The following is a 16,376-nucleotide window of genomic DNA, read 5'->3' on the forward strand; positions in this document are numbered from 1 at the left end:
AGGCGTTCCATGACTCCATATAGCCGTCACAATAGCTGTGAAGGTTATTAAGCTATGCCATACATAAGCGTGCGCAGAATCAATCGAAGGCCTGCTGCAGAGCCAGCGGACTGAACTCGTTAATGATTTTATAGGCTACCAGGTGCGGGTTGTTCATGTCATTGTCGTAGATAATCATGTGATGCTTGCCCTTCAAAATAATGTCGAACCGCTGCTTCCGGTCGGCCTGCACGATGGTAAGGTAATAGCTGTACTTGTTGTCTGTATTGACATTGCGGGCGGATTTCATCAGGCGGACACCAGAGAAATCATCGTAGATCCGCTTAATTGCTTCCGGATCGGTGATCACAATATCCTTCTGTTCACCGGGAACAGAAGACAGGCGGGTAATTTCCAGTGCAGCGATATCTTCCAGACGGATGGTTCGGGCAACTACTCTTTTGAATGAAGTATAGCGGCTTGCGGTGTAGCTCATCAGGGAGACACCGGCTGCTGCCAGAACAGCACCGGCCAGCCAATATTTTTCGCTTTTTTCCATAGTTTCTGCTCCTCCTAGTGATACGGTTGTATAAGCTCCAATTATAAATCTATAACCACATTCAAGCAAATTCACTACCTTTATTTACTTTATCATTTCTTTAATTACTAAATATTCTAGTCGGGGCTCCTTCAGGTTATGATGATTGTGAAAATATGCACAATGACAATTGGAGGAGAACAGAATGAACAGAAAGAGATGGGGAAGTCTGCTGGGCAAGGGGTTGTTGCTGGCAAGTCTGGTGGTATTGCCTGCCTGTAACAGCACCAAAGGGGAGTCTACGGACATTGTAATTATCGGCGGCGGCGGAGCGGGGATGACCGCAGCACTTGAAGCACATAGCCAGGGAGCCAAGGTCATTCTGATAGAGAAAATGCCGATGCTTGGCGGCAACACCGTCCGCGCGGAAGGCGGGCTGAATGCGGCAGGAACACCCTATCAGGCAGCGGCTGGCATCAAAGACAGTCCGGAGCTGCATTTCGAGGATACCATGAAGGGCGGCAAGAATCTCAATAACCCGGATCTGGTCAGAACGCTTACGAACGGTGCAGCGGCTTCCGTGGAGTGGCTGAAGGAGAATGGAGCCGAGCTGTCTGAAGTGGGACGCGCAGGCGGGGCAAGCGTGAACCGGATTCACCGTCCGAAGGGCGGCGAGGCGGCCGGAAATTTCATCGTCGTTGCGCTGAAGAAGAAGCTGCAGGATGAGAAGATTGACGTAAGAATGCAGACGACAGCCAAAGAGATCGTCAAGAATGATGAGGGTGTAGTTACCGGAGTGAAGGTGACCGACAAGGAAGGCAAGGAGTACACGATCAATGCCAAATCTGTGATTCTGGCCGCCGGCGGTTTCGGAGCCAACATGGAGATGATCAAGGGCTACCAGCCGAAGCTGGAAGGGTTCTCCACCACTAACCAACCGGGCGCAACCGGCGATGGTACAACGATGGCAGAGAAGATCGGCGCCAAGCTGGTAGACATGAAAGAGATTCAGATTCACCCGACCACCATTCCGAATCAAGGCGTGCTGATCACGGAAGGTGTACGCGGAGACGGTGCAATTCTGGTCAATAGCGAAGGCAAACGATTCACCAATGAACTGCTGACCCGCGATGTCGTGTCCCAGAATATTCTGGCCCAGTCCGGCAAGGTAGCTTACCTGATCTTCAATGATGCGCTGCGTGCGAACCTGAAGGCAACCGAGGTTTACTTTGGAATGGATCTGGTCAAAGAAGCGGCAACACCTGAAGAATTGGCGGCACAGATCGGTGTAGACGGCAAAGCACTGGCGGATACACTGAATACGTATAATGGCTTCGTTGCTTCCGGTAAGGATACAGAGTTTGAACGGCCGGATCTTGAGCTGTCTTTTGAAAAGGGAAAATATTATGCAATTCAGGTAACACCGGGAATCCACCATACCATGGGCGGCGTAGCGATTAACACTCAGGCTCAGGTGCTGGATACCAAGGATCAGGTCATTGCCGGGCTGTATGCTGCGGGCGAAGTAACCGGCGGGGTACACGGCGCGAACCGTCTGGGCGGTAATGCACTGGCAGACATCACTACCTTCGGGCGGATTGCAGCAGATGAAGCTGTGAAGGCACTTAAGCAATAGGAACTTTCAGAGGGAGGAATTACTCATGCACAAGTGGACAAAAACCTTGCTGTTCTCTGCCCTTGCGGCTGCAACAGTCCTTACGGCGGGATGCTCTTCATCTTCCGGCAAGTATGTGGACGGGACCTATGATGGAACAGGCAAAGGGGTCAAGAGTGATATTAAAGTGGCGGTAGAAATCAAGGATGAGAAGATCGGCGCCATTACCGTACAGGAGCATAAGGAGACGCAGGCGATGATCGATGCGGCTGTAGAGAATACGATTCCTGAAATTATTGAAAAGCAAACCACAGAAGGCGTAGACGCCCTCTCCGGGGCTTCCGGCTCCAGCGGCGGGATTATTGAAGCGGTGACCCAGGCGCTGGAACAGGCCAAGAAGCAGTAAGCTATCATTCAATTGCTTATAAAAGAGTTGTGGTCATATCACCCGAGCAAGCCCAGCCCTCCTGTCTCCGGCAGAACGGCTGGGCTTGCTTCATTGTTTCATCCCCTAAGAAGCGATCCTCGGGAGTAGCTTTACAAATTCTGATTCAACTAATATAGTTCGAATGGTATAGGAACATGGGACATGAAGGGAGGTCTTCGCACCAGTGGCCAGGAAAAAAAACTACAGTCTGCGCACAATGATTGCCGTCATGGTGTCTGCCGTTGTCCTGCTGGTATTGCTGATTTTATATTTTATTTTCCGGAATCAGATTATTCCACAGACCCGGCAGGCGCTGGAGGATAAGGCGATTACGATTGCCCGTACTATCGCCCTGATTCCGCTGGTCTCGGAGGGGCTTAGTGAAGGCAACAGCAAGGAGATTCAGGACTACACCTCAAGGATCGCCCGCCGCAATGATATTATGTTCGTGGTAGTGACAGATATGAAGGGTATCCGCTATTCCCATCCGGATGCCTCGCTGGTCGGACTGCCCTTTGCGGGAGGCGGCCAGGAGATATCGCTGCGCGGAGGGGAGAGCATCTCCGAAGGGGCAGGGCCGCTCGGCAGATCATTGCGCGGCTTCGTGCCGGTCTATAACAACCGGGGACATCAGGTGGGTGTGGTCATTGCGGGTCTGTCCCTGGAGCGGGTCGAGCGGCTGGTCCTGCTGAATGAGTGGACGATTATTGCGATTCTGGTCTCGGGAGCCTTGCTTGGAGCGGGAGGAGCATTCATTCTGGCGGCCCAGATCAAGCGGATGGTGTTCGGGATGGAGCCGGAGGACATCTCCAAGCTGCTCCAGGAACGCAGTGCGATGCTGGAATCCACGCGCGAGGGAATTATTGCCGTAGATCAACAGGCGCGGATTACCATCCTTAATATGGAGGCGCAGCGGCTTCTGAGGGCAGCGGGGATTGGCGGGAGCGCGATGAACCGGCAGATTGCCGAGTTTTGGCCGGAGCTGGGTCTGGAGCGGGTATTGGCTGAGGGAGAGGGAATACAGGACCAGGAGCTGGAGCTGGGAGACAGCTCTTTATTAGTGAACAGCCTGCCAGTCCGGGTGAACGGTAACATTGTTGGCGCGATTGCCACCTTCCGGGATGAGACCGAGCTGGCTGTGCTGGCGGAGAAGCTGTCGGGAGTCTCGGTCTATGCAGAAGCGCTGCGCTCCGGTGCCCACGAGTTCATGAACAAGCTGCATGTCATTATGGGCATGACCCATATGGGCCTGTATGATGAGCTGCAGCAATATATTCTGGGAACGGTAAACAATTACCAGAAGGAGATCGGGGCGATCACGAGACAGATCAAGGACCCGGTGCTGGCCGGATTCCTGCTGGGCAAGCTGAGCCGGGCGCGCGAAGCGGGGATGGAGCTGGTGCTGACCGGAGACAGCTATCTGCCGGAGCCGGCTGATCCGCAGGTGATTCATGAACTGATTACGATTGCCGGCAATCTGCTGGATAATGCCCTGGAGGCGCTGGGGGAGCTCTGCGGGCAACCCGTGAAGCGGGTGGAGCTTGCTTTTCAATATGAAGAGGGGCGGCTGCTATGCGAGGTAAGCGATAACGGTCCGGGAATTCCGGCGGGACTCAAGGAGAAGATCTTCGTTCAGGGGTACTCCTCCAAGGGGGAACAGCGGGGAATCGGCCTATATCTGGTGAAGAAAAGTGTAGACAAACTTGGGGGTCATCTTGAGCTTGCCGCCGGCTGCGGATCAGGTGCGCATTTTATCGTGGATGTGCCTTATGAGGTGAAGGAGGAGGAGGGCGTGTGAACATTTAGGGTCCATACGCCTGGTTACTTTAGTTACAAAACTCTTTAATAACTTACGGAAGGTTCCACAAACCGCTTCTTTGGCGCTATGATAATTGTGAAAATATGCACAAGGGGGCACAACTCACATGAATAAGAGATTAACAGCGGCGCTTATCCTCATTCTCTCCGTGATGCTGGTGATTGCAGGCTGCGGAAACAACAATGCGGGCAACAGCAAGAATGAGAGCGAGGAAGCGGGCAGCACGGCTACAGAGCCGGCAGCAACCACTGCACCAACAGAGAAGGCAGAGGCCGTGTCGGGAGCATCCGAAGCGAGCTATACTCCGTACGATCAGTTAAAAGATAAATATGATATCGTCATCGTCGGCGCAGGCGGTGCGGGAATGTCTGCTGCGCTGGAAGCCAAAGCGGCCGGCATGAACCCGGTCATCTTAGAGAAAATGCCGGTAGCCGGCGGCAATACTACTAAATCCTCCTCGGGGATGAATGCCTCGCAGACCAAGTTCCAGAAAGAGCAGGGCATCGAAGACAGCAACGAACTATTCTATGAAGAGACCCTTAAGGGCGGACATGATACGAACAATAAGGAGCTGCTGCACTTCTTCGTGGATCAATCCGCAGGTGCCATTGACTGGCTCGATTCCATCGGAATCCGCCTGAACAATATTACAATTACCGGCGGTATGAAGGAGAAGCGTACCCATCGTCCGGAGGACGGCTCGGCCGTGGGACAATATCTTGTAGCCGGACTTGTCCGCAATGTTCAGGAGCAGGGCATTCCGCTGTTCGTCAATGCGGATGTGAAGGAGCTTACGGTACAGGATGGTAAGGTGAACGGCGTGAAGGTGCTGTTCAACCAGGCCGATGACAAAACGATCAGCGCAGCAGCAGTTATTGTAACCACAGGCGGCTTCGGTGCCAACAAAGAGCTGATTGCCAAGGTTCGCCCGGATCTGCAAGGACTGGTAACGACCAACCAGATTGGCAGCACAGGCGACGGCATTGCTATGATTGAGAAGGTTGGCGGAACTACAGTCGACCTGGATCAGATTCAGGTTCACCCGACCGTACAGCAGGAGAAATCCTACCTGATCGGTGAAGCGGTCCGGGGCGAAGGAGCTATTCTTGTATCTGCTGAGGGTAAGCGCTTCGGCAATGAGATGGATACCCGTGACAAGGTGACGGCTTCCATTAATACACTTCCTGAGAAATCCGCTTATCTCGTGTTCGACGCCGGAGTGAAATCCCGTGTCAAGGCGGTAGATCAATACATCAAGATGGGTGTCGTCAAGACCGCAGATACCACCGAGGCACTGGCGGATCAGATGAAGGTTCCGGCCGCTGCACTTAAAACTACCGTGGATACATGGAACAGTGCGGTGAAGAGTAAGTCGGATGCCGAGTTCGGCAGAACTACCGGTATGGATAATGATCTGTCCGGTGCTCCGTATTATGCGATTCAGATCGGCCCTGGGATTCACTATACGATGGGCGGAGTGGTGATCAACACCAACACTGAGGTCTTGAACAAAGACGGCAAGGCGATTACGGGTCTGTTCGCGGCAGGAGAAGTGGTCGGCGGGCTGCACGGCGAGAACCGCATCGGCGGTAACTCGGTAGCCGAGATTATTATCTTCGGACGGCAGGCAGGGATCAAGTCGGCTGAATTTGTAAAAGCGCAATAAGCTATTCTTCTTCTATATATCGTTAATTACCATAAGTGTTCAATCACAAAAAGGGATGCTCCGCAGCCATCAGGCTATGCGGGCATCCCTTTCTATGTTGCAGCTCTAAGGCTGTATCGCCGGGGAGGGCGCAGGCTTCGGCGACCGTGTCAGCGAGAATAGCTCCAGCTCCGGGCGGCTCTTGCCGGCCAGCGTATCTGCAAGCAGCTCGGCGGCAATCATACTGTAGACCGTGCCGTTCCCTCCATAGCCTTCAATGAAGTAGCAGTGCGGGAACTCAGGGTGCGGTCCCATATAAGGCAGCCCGTCATGGGTGGAGCCGAAGACCGCTCCCCAGGAATATTCAGCCTTGATTCCTTGCAGTTCCGGGAACAGGGCTGTAACCTCCTCGACCAGACGCTCACACTGGGAGAGAACCCTAACCTCACGCCGCTCCACGCTGGTAAGCTGCTCATCCTTGCCGCCGGCAATAATCCGGCCTTCCGGAGTCGTCCGGAAATACAGATAAGGCCGGGCCGTTTCCCAGAGCAGACTCTGCTCATGCCATTTCGGAAGTTGGGGCAGAGGCCCGGTCATAATGGCATAGGTGTTGATCAGCTCTGCTCCCCGGTCCTTCTTCATCTCTTGGGTCTCGTACCCCATAGCAAAGACAACCTTCTTGGCAAAAATCCGCCCTTGCCCGGTATGACAGATCACGCCGTCTTCATTGTACTCATAATGAAGGGCTTCGGTATGCTCATAGACCCGGACTCCGCCGGAGTGCGCTTTATGAATCAGGCTGTGTACGGTGCGCAGCGGATTCGTCTCCGCATCTCCTTTGGAATATAGCGCACCTGGCTTGGAGAAGGCATAATGGGCACGGATCTTCTCCTCCTCCCAGAATTCCGAATCGAAGCCGTGCTTCACCAGATTCTCATTCTCCAGCTTCAGCATAGCAACATCTTCCGGCGTACTGGCATACAGCAGACTGCTGCGCTCAATAATCTGCGGATCGATATCCAGCTTGCCGGGCAGCTCAAGAATCGCACGCATGCCTTGCTGGCAGAGTCTGTAGAACAGCACGCCATTCTCTTCCCCGAAGGTATTCATACAGGCAGTCAGTGATTTGTCATTGGCGATTTGCAGCAGGCCCGTATTGGCGTGGGAGCTTCCGGTGCCGACCGTTCTTTTATCGATAAGAACAGTATCTGCTCCACTGAGGGACATGCGGTAGGACATCATCGCTCCGCCCATCCCGCCGCCAACAATGAGACAGTCGCAGTTAATATCTTCTTCCAGCACCGGATATACCGGAGGCTCAGGCAGTGTGTGTTCCCAGGGCAGTTGCCCGCTGACGAGTTTCATAGATCTGTTCGCTCCTTTGTGTCATTCAGAGTAGTATTATTTGCGCTATTGCAGAGTCTCATGCGTCAAGACCCTAAGGATTATTCATTAAGTGTGAGCTTGCTGAATGTGCCTTCCGGCACATAAACAGCCTCCTCCGGAAGCATACTAAGGAACGCTTGAACAACCAGAAGGAGGGATTACCGAACATGCAATCTAACCAAATGCAGGCACTTAGCGGAAAAGAATTGGAATACATTTCCGATTCCATTTCCAATGAGGATTTGCTGATTAAGCAGCTAGCGGCTACAGCCGGAACCACTCAGAATTCAACCGTACAGGGGATCTGCATTCAGCAGATTCAGAGTCATACCCATCACATGGATATGCTGGTCCAGCTGCTCCATCAGCATCAGCAATACGCACCATCGCAGCCGCAATAACAGGCAGTACCCACAAACTTTGAAGGAGGTTTTACTGTGTACGCACAGAATGGAACGCCGTTTATGGCGGATGAAGATTTACTCTACACGATTTTGGCCGATTTGAAGCGGACAGTCCGCGAGTACACCACAGCAGCTACAGAATCGAATTGTCCCGCCGTCAGACGGGTATTCAATGATTTGACTATGGATACCCTCAGAATTCAGGGTGAGCTGTACATGCAAATGTCGCAAATGAACATGTATACTCCTCCGGGCAAAGCGCTGCGCCAGGATGTGGACAAGCAGATTCAGAGTGCCCAGCAGACCCAGCAGAAGCTGCAGCAGTTCGTGCGTGAGAAAACAGGCGGGGCTGGAGCCTATAACCAGAACTCGAACGTTTCGCAGCATCAGCCGAACGTCCAGCAGCATCATAACGGTTCCTATTATATGTAACCCTGGCGGTGGCCCTGTGAAGCATTAGAGCGCTTACCCGGCCATGCAGGAGAAAATACAAAGGGAATGTATCCAGATAGCCCCGCCCCGGCGGGGTTATTTTGTTTGCAGAACGGTACTTTTCATGTCATATTAATACTAAACTCTTTTTTGCAGGAGGCCCTAAGAATGAATGAATTGAAGAGGAAAGTGCTGGAACTGCTCAAGGAGGACGCGCGAAGCTCGACTGCTTTAATGGCGACCCTGCTTGGTGCGGAGGAAGAAGATGTGAAGACTGTTATTGCTGAAATGGAGCAGGACCATGTCATTGTGAAATACGCGACGGTTGTCAATTGGGACAAAGTCGATGATGAACGGGTGACGGCACTGATCGAGGTACAGATTACACCGGAACGGGGCCGCGGCTTCGAGGGGATTGCCGAACGGATCTATCTGTATCCGCAGGTTAAATCCGTCTATCTGATGTCTGGTGCTTACGATCTGCTGGTGGAAGTGGAAGGCCGCAATCTGCGCGAGGTCGCTAACTTTGTGTCTGAGAAGCTGTCGCCGATTGATGCAGTGCTCTCTACCAAGACTAATTTTACGCTCAAAAAATACAAACAGGACGGTATCATCTTTGAAGAGCATGAGGAAGACAACCGTCTGATGATATCTCCGTGAAGGATGTAATGTCATGATCATTAATAACGCACAGCACACAGGAGATAAAGGAAAGTCGATGAACTCTTATTTGGCCCCGCTGGTCCAGCAGATTCAGCCTTCGGGCATCCGCAAGTTTTTTGATCTGGCGGCAGGCAGCAAGGATATTATCTCGCTGGGTGTCGGCGAGCCGGACTTCAAGACACCCTGGCATGTCAGAGAGGCCTGCGTCTATTCGCTCGAACGGGGCTTCACCGGCTACACCTCCAATGCCGGGATGCCTGAGCTGCGCGAGGGTATTGCCGAGTATCTGGAGACCCGCTTCGCCGTGAAGTATGATCCGGCGAATCAGATTATCGCCACGGTCGGCGGCAGCGAGGCTATTGATTTGGCCCTGCGTGCCCTGATCGCTCCGGGAGACGAGATTCTGATTCCCGAGCCATGCTACATCTCTTATTCTCCGATTACGGCTATCGGCGGCGGTATTCCGGTCGGCATTGAGACCTTCGGGAAGAACAATTTCAAGCTGACTGCCGAAGATCTGGAGGCCAAGATCACCCCGCGCTCCAAGATTCTGATTCTCTGCTATCCAAGTAATCCGACGGGCGCCATCATGAGCCGTGAGGATTGGGAGCCGATTGCCAAGGTGGTCGAGAAGCATGATCTTATCGTCATCTCCGATGAGATTTATGCCGAGCTTACCTATGGAAGCAATCATGTCAGCTTTGCTTCACTGCCGGGAATGCTGGACCGGACGATCCTGGTCAGCGGGTTCTCCAAGGCCTTCGCCATGACCGGCTGGCGGATGGGCTATGCCTGCGGCCACCCGGACCTGATCTCTGCCATGCTGAAAATTCACCAGTATACCGTCATGTGCGCGCCTTCGATGGGCCAGGTGGCTGCACTGGAGGCACTTACCAACGGAATGGAAGAGAAGGACCGCATGACAGATTCGTATAACCAGCGCCGCCGGCTGATTGTCAAAGGGCTCCGGGAGGCGGGACTGGAGTGTCATGAGCCGCAGGGTGCCTTCTATGCATTTCCGAGTATCCAGGCCACCGGCCTGACCTCTGACCAGTTCGCCCAGCGTCTTCTGCTTGAATATAAGGTCGCCGCCGTTCCGGGAAGTGTCTTCGGTCTGGGCGGGGAAGGCTATCTGCGCTGCTCCTATGCAACCTCGGTGTCCCAGTTGAATGAAGCGGTTGAGCGAATTGGGGCATTTGTCTCACAGCTGTCCCGGGAAGGGGCCTGACAAGGCTCGACAAAGAAGTAAATCGAACTATAGCCGATCACCTTCTGATATGGTATTATTTTACTCTAAGGACAAGAAACACCTGTAATACACTTACATGGACCTCTTATTCCGGAATAAAGGCGCTTCATATCTGGTTGCATAGAACTACACAGTTCTTATCTGGATGATGCGCAATACTTTTATCAGGAAGGGTGATTGTGCTGAGCGCAGATTATTACTTATCCTCCTATGGCGGGAAGTGTGGTTCCGGAAGCGGGCTGCCTCGCGCCAAAGGAGATGCGAATGCACGCAGGCTCTCGCTGGAAGATGAAATTCAGATGCTCCGCAGCAGAATGGAACAGCTCTTTATGCAGGAGAAGTCCTTTACCTCGGATAATGTAATAGCAATCAGCAGCTTGCTGGATCTCAAGATTAATGAGTATATGAGAGGCCGTCCCCGCAAGAGCAATTAATACAGGACTTTATGAAGCGGATGTCTTCCTTTGGGGAGATGTCCGTTTTTTTGTTAATCAGGAAATTATGAATTTCTTTTGTTATGGATAAGGTGTCTATGAAAACCGGACACAAAGTGCCAAAATGTAGGTGGAAACCGAACAATTGGTGCTGCTGCGATGAGAGATGGGGCCCCATACTACCTAAGCCCGTACACTTTATAGAAATCCTGCAAAATGTGCAACAATACCGCCTTATAAAAGCGCCCGATGCTGAAATCCTGCATGAAATGCAACAAAGTCAGCGCTAAGCAGCACTAAACACCGGAATTCCTGCAAATGATGCAACAATACGCCGCAGCTCTTAACATTTTTAGAGAAATCCTGCAAAATGTGCAACAATGAGTCTAGCTAATTCTAAGATGATCCTGTGCTTCATGAAGTAAGATTAATAAAAATTCGCCAAGGCGGAAAGGCGGGGGTTTTCTTTGATCAAAATATTCAAAAGCGAGGCCGGCAAAGAACAGGTTCTAAGGTCCTATAACGAGCTTCTTGACGCGTGGGGGACGGAATATCAGGAGCTTGATGTGGAGACCCCTTATGGGACAACCCATTGTATAACAGCGGGGGAGCCGGAGTTACCGCCTTTGCTTCTGTTCCATGGGGTAGGCGATAATTCGGCCGTGATGTGGCTGCTGAATATGAAGGAGCTGTCCCGTCATTTCCGCTGCATTGCGGTAGATACGCTGGGAGGACCGGGGAAGAGTGTTCCAGGTGAGAGGTTCAATAAACGGATCTTTGACCAGGTCGATTGGATCAACAAGGTTGCTGACGGGCTGAAGCTTGAACAATTCTGTGTGGCAGGTGTGTCGAATGGAGCGTATATGGCCTTCAATTACACGGTGAACGAGCCGGGAAGAGTGCTGAGGGCTGCCTGCATGGAGGGAGGAATGGTCACTGCTCCAATTAAAAGCATGATACATACGCTAATGATGATGTTCCCGGAGATTCTTATCCCTACACGCAGCAATCTGCTCAGGGCAGCCCGCAAGCTCAGCTCCCCGGCCTCCGGCCTGTTCGACAAGCATCCTGAAGTCGGGGAGCATCTGGTGCTGTTAATGCAGAGCCATAACCAGCAGGCGATGTTCGCCCATAAGCTTCAGCCCTACGAACAGGAGAAAGCGGTTATGTTCCGGGATCAGCTATACTTCCTGCTGGGAGATTATAAGCTGAAGCAGAAGCGGGAGCTCACTGGAACACTGGACGCTGGCGGGTTCCGCTACACGGTTATCCCGGACGCCGGTCACGGCGTGAATCATGAGCAGCCGGAGAGGGTGAACCGGGAGCTGGTGGCTTTTTTGAAAGGGAATGGAGGCAGAATGATTATATAAAATAACCCCCTGTGTCCGAAGGGACTTATCAGGGGGTTATTTATGCATGTTAGTTTACCTTGAACGCGGCCACGGCCTGCTGTAGCCCATCGGCCATCTTCGCCAGCTCGGTAGAGGCTGCGGCTACCTCCTCCATAGAAGCGAGCTGCTCCTCGGAGGCCGCGGCAGCGCTCTGGGAACGCTCTGCCGCCTGCCGGGCCACTTCTGCCATCTCCGCCACCGAAGAGGTCAGCTCCTCGGTTCCGGCCAGCAGCTGCTCGGAGGAGGCAGACATCTCATGAACCTGGGTATTAATCTCGCCGATGCCGCCGAGAATATCCGTGAACAGACGCCCGGCCTCACCTACCATCCGCGAGCCTTCCTGAACGGCACCGGCATTCGCCAGCACCGCGTCTGAGACTGCCCGGTTGCCTTGCTGGATCTCGAGAATCAGGGTGCTGATAGACCCTGCAGCTTCGGCCGTCTGCTCCGACAGCTTCTTGACCTCACCGGCTACCACGGAGAAGCCCCGTCCGTATTCGCCTGCTCTGGCAGCCTCAATCGCCGCGTTTAAGGCCAGCATGCCGGTCTGATCGCTGATGCCTTTGATCAGACCAATAATGTTGCCGATCTGCTGGGACTGCGCGCTAAGAGAGGTAATCATGCTTGAAGCTTCTGCGGCGGTCCGCTCCATCTCTTCCATCCGTTCGACCGACTCCGTAATGATGGAATGCCCGTTCTGCGCCTGGCCTGCCGCCCGCCCAGCCGCTGCTGCGGTGTCCATCGAGGCCTCCGCGATCCGCTGCACACCTGCGGCCATCTCCTCCATCGCTCTTGCAGACTCGCGGGTGGACTGAAGCTGCTGATCCGCTCCGGCTGACAGATCCTGAATATTCTCGACAATAGCCTCTGTTGTGTGATTGGTCTGGTTGGCGCTAGACATTAATTCCTCCGAAGTCGAGGCGACTTGCAGGGAGTGATCGGCAATGGTCCCCAGCAGTCTGCTCAGATTGGTAATCATCTGGTTCAGATGCCCGGCCATATTGCCGAATTCATCCTCGCTGTCTACCTCCAGCTTCCGCGTGAAGTCTCCGGCAGCCATCTGCTGGGACATCTCATTGACTCGGGTCAGCTTACGGGTTATATAGCGGCTGTATAGATATACGGCAGCTACCGTCAGGATAAGACCCACAAAGCTAACCAGCAGTATAGACCTAAGCAGCCCTTTAAGCGGCGCATACAGCTCCTGTTCCGGCATGGCGAGACCCACGGTCCAGCCGGTATCCGGCAGCTTTTCATAATACATCTGGATGGTTCCGCCGGAATCGGCATAGGTGACCATTCCCTGATTCTGCTGAAGCATTTCTGCTCCCGCTGCGGACAGACTTGCGTTTTTTTCATCGGTTATTTTCAGCTGCATATTCTTCCCGGCATCCGGCCCTGCAATGTAATTCCCCTGCTTGTCCAGCAGGAAGGCCCAGCCTGTATCCCCGACCTCGGTCTGTTCGATCCTGTTCTGCAGCGTCTTGAGATCGATATCGCCGGCCATCACCCCCAGCAAGGTATTCGCAGTATCCCGGAAAGGAACTGAGAACGTAGCCATTGTCGTCCCTGTAATTGTGTCATAGAACGGATCGGTAAATCCTGCATGGTCTCTGCCGATGGTGTACCAGTTCTGCCCGTGATAATTATAATCGGGGTCATTATACTGCTCGGTAGTCACAATCTTATCGCCGTCGCGGTGGGCATAGGTGGAGAAGTACTTCAGCTTGCTGTCATACCGTCCGGGTTCAAAATAAATGCCCACACCATATGTATCCGGATTGGCTTTCAGCGCGCTAGACAGCATCGTCCGGTATTGATCCAGTGTGAATTCAGCAGCATGACTCTCCAGCGTCCGGGCCAGAACCTCGGGAACCTTGCTGTGCCCACTTAAATTTCCGTTAATTTCGTTAGAAATATCCGATATCTGCACATTCATTTTTTGCGTAACCTCGCGCTGGATAATGCTCTTGGAATACATGTACGACAACAGAGCGACCAGCACCAGCGTGATCAGAAAGATGGGCAGGATGAATGCAAATGTTCTCATACGTATGCTTTTGAACCGGAGCCTGGAAATCCCCTTATGAGCAATATTAGCCATGATAATCCCCCCATTAGATAGTGAAGCTATTGATACCTATATTGAATATCATCGGTTGGAGAGCTGAATTTGTTGTTACTTTTTGTCGAAAAAAATAAAAAAATGTCGCATATCCCAAGTCTGCAGGGTACGACCAAAGGCGGAGACGGCGGCAGACCCGGGGCTGATGCCATCTTTAACCGGCTGTCCAACAAGCTGTATTTCGCGCCGAAGTTCGGCTGAATTAATGTTTTCAGTGATCCGCATGCTGCGGTACTGGAGATGATCCGGGTGGCGAAGCCGGGCACAAGGCTTCCTCTTAAGGGAGTTATTTACATGGCGGAAAAGTTGATCTTTGTTTGCCACCCTACCTAAGAACGATTACACTATTACTATGTGATTTGCAACTTAGGAGGGAAGTATCATGGCGATCTATACGCGTACGGGGGATAAGGGCGAGACCTCGGTGATTGGCGGCCGGGTAGGCAAGGACGATGTCCGCGTCGAGGCTTACGGCACCATTGACGAGCTCAACTGCTTCGTTGGCCAGGCACGGAGCCTGATGGAGGATGAGCGGTTTCTAGATGTCCGTGAGCAGCTGCTGGAGATTCAGCATGAGCTGTTTGACTGTGGATCGGATCTGGCATTCGTGAAGCTGAGTGAGAACCGCTATAAGGTGAAAAGCGAGATGGCTACCCGCCTGGAAGGCTGGATCGATGCGCTTCAGGCCGAGAATCCGGAGCTGGAGCGCTTCATTCTGCCCGGCGGAAGCCAGCTGTCCTCGGTGCTGCATGTCTGCCGGACGGTCTGCCGCCGGGCCGAGCGCCGGGCAGTGACGCTGGGCCGCAGTGCGGAGATTAACCCTGAGGCGGTAATCTATCTGAACCGGCTGTCTGACTATTTCTTCGCTCTGGCCCGTGCTGCCAACACCCGGCTGGAGATTGCTGAAGTAGAATATCTGCGCAGCAAAAAGGTGTTCCGGAACAAATGACCAGCTATTATCCGCCCATCTCTTATATAGTGCCGCCGCTTGAAGACGGCTGGCTGCTCAAAACCATCCTGCAGAAGCGGATGGATGTCTCCCGCAAGCTGCTCTCCCGGCTCAAAATGACCGACCTCGGCATTACCCTGAACGGAGAGCGTGTCTATATCAGCGTCAAGGTCAGCAGCGGGGATGAGGTCCAGATCCGGATGGAGGAGGAGACGTCAGAGGATATTTTGCCGCAGCCGATTCCCTTCGAGATTCTGTATGAGGACGGGCATCTGCTTGTGGTAAGCAAGGCCGCAGGAATGATTGTCCATCCGACCCACGGCCATTATACCGAGACCCTGGCGAACGGAGTAGTTCATTACTGGGCTGAGAAAGGCGAGCGGGTTCGCTTCCGCCCCGTACACCGGCTGGACCAGGAGACCTCCGGGGTGCTGGTGATTGCCAAGAACCCGTACAGCCACCAGCACATCTCCGAGCAGATGATCGCCGGCACGGTGGACAAGCGGTATACCGCGTTCGTACACGGCGTGCCTGCTCTGCCTAGCGGGGATATCGACGGTCCGATCGACCGCGACCCGCTGGAGCCACACCGGCGGATTGTGACGCCGGATGGTTATCCCTCCTTGACCCGTTATGAGGTCAAGGAGGTCTATGGCGAGGCAGCTTCGCGCGTAGAGCTGAAGCTGGAGACCGGGCGCACCCACCAGATCCGGGTGCATATGGGATCGGTCGGCTGCCCGCTGATCGGTGACGGGATGTACCGTCACCCGCTGTATGGGCAGGCGGCTGGCGGCCGCTCGAAGGCGTCAGCGCCGGGCGAACGTGCGGGAGAGTCGGCGCTGACCGCAGGCGGCGAGGAGCGGCCGGTGCAAGAGCAGGCGGTGACCGCAGGCGGCACCGCGCTGTCGCCGGGCGAAGCCGCCCGGCTCGCGCAGATCGCGGAGCTGGACGCGGCCATTCCGCGCCAGGCGCTGCATGCGGTGCGGCTGGCCTTCCGGCATCCGGTGACGCATGCCGAACTGGTCTTCGAGGCTCCGCTGCCAACGGATATGGCGCTGCTGCAGGAGAAGCTGCGGCAGTCGGCACGGTAAGGAAGTGCCGGACCTATCCGGGGCACAGCTTCCAGTTGCAACACCGTGCAGCTTGGCTGGCTACAACCAGAGGAAGAGGCTAAGCAGCATGCAGCCTTTGACATGCGCCGACCGCTCATAGAGTAACCTTTCTGCCGCCACTGGAGTACACCAGCAGGCAAATAAGTGCCAGGCTGCACTTATTTTCAGCTATATGAAGGCTCTGCGGCAAGCAAGTGGAAAAAGTACA

16 protein-coding genes are annotated in these 16,376 nt (G+C 53.8%); 13 read left to right on the plus strand and 3 right to left on the minus strand.

Features of this window, described 5'->3' with window-relative positions:
- Nucleotides 1–79: 79 nt before the first annotated feature.
- Complete coding sequence (locus NSS83_RS28760) at nt 80–538, minus strand: hypothetical protein (protein WP_341187763.1); 459 nt, start codon at nt 536–538, stop codon at nt 80–82.
- Nucleotides 539–722: 184 nt separating this feature from the next.
- On the opposite strand from NSS83_RS28760, the gene NSS83_RS28765 reads away from it, so the two are divergent.
- From NSS83_RS28765 to NSS83_RS28780, 4 genes are all read left to right on the plus strand, one after another.
- The gene (locus NSS83_RS28765; protein ID WP_341187764.1) at nt 723–2,153 is read left to right on the plus strand and encodes a flavocytochrome c; all 1,431 of its coding nucleotides are present in this window, start codon (nt 723–725) and stop codon (nt 2,151–2,153) included.
- A gap of 25 nt (nt 2,154–2,178) precedes the next feature.
- Nucleotides 2,179–2,538: an FMN-binding protein gene (locus tag NSS83_RS28770; protein ID WP_341187765.1), complete on the plus strand. Its 360-nt coding sequence runs from the start codon at nt 2,179–2,181 to the stop codon at nt 2,536–2,538.
- 205 nt (nt 2,539–2,743) lie between these two features.
- Nucleotides 2,744–4,357, plus strand: a complete 1,614-nt coding sequence (dcuS, locus tag NSS83_RS28775; protein ID WP_341346983.1) for a DcuS/MalK family sensor histidine kinase — start codon at nt 2,744–2,746, stop codon at nt 4,355–4,357.
- A gap of 127 nt (nt 4,358–4,484) precedes the next feature.
- On the plus strand, nt 4,485–6,044 hold the full coding sequence (locus tag NSS83_RS28780) for a flavocytochrome c (protein WP_341346984.1): 1,560 nt from the start codon (nt 4,485–4,487) through the stop codon (nt 6,042–6,044).
- Nucleotides 6,045–6,149: 105 nt separating this feature from the next.
- On the opposite strand, the gene NSS83_RS28785 is transcribed toward NSS83_RS28780, so the two are convergent.
- The gene (locus NSS83_RS28785; RefSeq protein WP_341346985.1) at nt 6,150–7,388 is read right to left on the minus strand and encodes an FAD-dependent oxidoreductase; all 1,239 of its coding nucleotides are present in this window, start codon (nt 7,386–7,388) and stop codon (nt 6,150–6,152) included.
- 188 nt (nt 7,389–7,576) lie between these two features.
- Between NSS83_RS28785 and NSS83_RS28790 the strand changes: the two genes are divergently transcribed.
- The 6 genes from NSS83_RS28790 to NSS83_RS28815 all read left to right on the plus strand — a co-directional run bounded on the left by NSS83_RS28790 (nt 7,577) and on the right by NSS83_RS28815 (nt 11,961).
- Nucleotides 7,577–7,810 (plus strand): hypothetical protein, encoded by a 234-nt coding sequence (locus tag NSS83_RS28790; RefSeq protein ID WP_341187769.1) that lies wholly within the window; start codon nt 7,577–7,579, stop codon nt 7,808–7,810.
- Nucleotides 7,811–7,846: 36 nt separating this feature from the next.
- The gene (locus NSS83_RS28795) at nt 7,847–8,245 is read left to right on the plus strand and encodes a spore coat protein (protein WP_341187770.1); all 399 of its coding nucleotides are present in this window, start codon (nt 7,847–7,849) and stop codon (nt 8,243–8,245) included.
- 168 nt (nt 8,246–8,413) lie between these two features.
- A complete protein-coding gene (locus NSS83_RS28800) occupies nt 8,414–8,905 on the plus strand; it encodes an Lrp/AsnC family transcriptional regulator (RefSeq protein WP_036696743.1) in 492 nt (163 codons plus the stop codon).
- A gap of 13 nt (nt 8,906–8,918) precedes the next feature.
- Nucleotides 8,919–10,136: an aminotransferase class I/II-fold pyridoxal phosphate-dependent enzyme gene (locus NSS83_RS28805; protein WP_341346986.1), complete on the plus strand. Its 1,218-nt coding sequence runs from the start codon at nt 8,919–8,921 to the stop codon at nt 10,134–10,136.
- A 260-nt stretch (nt 10,137–10,396) separates the two neighbouring features.
- On the plus strand, nt 10,397–10,591 hold the full coding sequence (locus tag NSS83_RS28810) for an aspartyl-phosphate phosphatase Spo0E family protein (RefSeq protein ID WP_341188116.1): 195 nt from the start codon (nt 10,397–10,399) through the stop codon (nt 10,589–10,591).
- Between the two features lie 467 nt (nt 10,592–11,058).
- A complete protein-coding gene (locus NSS83_RS28815) occupies nt 11,059–11,961 on the plus strand; it encodes an alpha/beta hydrolase (RefSeq protein ID WP_341187771.1) in 903 nt (300 codons plus the stop codon).
- Between the two features lie 49 nt (nt 11,962–12,010).
- On the opposite strand, the gene NSS83_RS28820 is transcribed toward NSS83_RS28815, so the two are convergent.
- On the minus strand, nt 12,011–14,086 hold the full coding sequence (locus NSS83_RS28820; RefSeq protein WP_341346987.1) for a methyl-accepting chemotaxis protein: 2,076 nt from the start codon (nt 14,084–14,086) through the stop codon (nt 12,011–12,013).
- Nucleotides 14,087–14,155: 69 nt separating this feature from the next.
- Between NSS83_RS28820 and NSS83_RS28825 the strand changes: the two genes are divergently transcribed.
- The 3 genes from NSS83_RS28825 to NSS83_RS28835 all read left to right on the plus strand — a co-directional run bounded on the left by NSS83_RS28825 (nt 14,156) and on the right by NSS83_RS28835 (nt 16,147).
- Nucleotides 14,156–14,308 (plus strand): hypothetical protein, encoded by a 153-nt coding sequence (locus NSS83_RS28825; protein ID WP_341346988.1) that lies wholly within the window; start codon nt 14,156–14,158, stop codon nt 14,306–14,308.
- Between the two features lie 181 nt (nt 14,309–14,489).
- A complete protein-coding gene (locus NSS83_RS28830) occupies nt 14,490–15,056 on the plus strand; it encodes a cob(I)yrinic acid a,c-diamide adenosyltransferase (protein WP_341019851.1) in 567 nt (188 codons plus the stop codon).
- Nucleotides 15,053–16,147 (plus strand): RluA family pseudouridine synthase, encoded by a 1,095-nt coding sequence (locus NSS83_RS28835; protein WP_341187773.1) that lies wholly within the window; start codon nt 15,053–15,055, stop codon nt 16,145–16,147. Before NSS83_RS28830 ends, NSS83_RS28835 begins: the two co-directional genes overlap by 4 nt.
- The last annotated feature ends 229 nt before the right edge of the window (nt 16,148–16,376 follow it).

The sequence above is a fragment of the Paenibacillus sp. FSL H3-0469 genome (assembly GCF_038051945.1).
Classification (GTDB): domain Bacteria; phylum Bacillota; class Bacilli; order Paenibacillales; family Paenibacillaceae; genus Paenibacillus_AQ.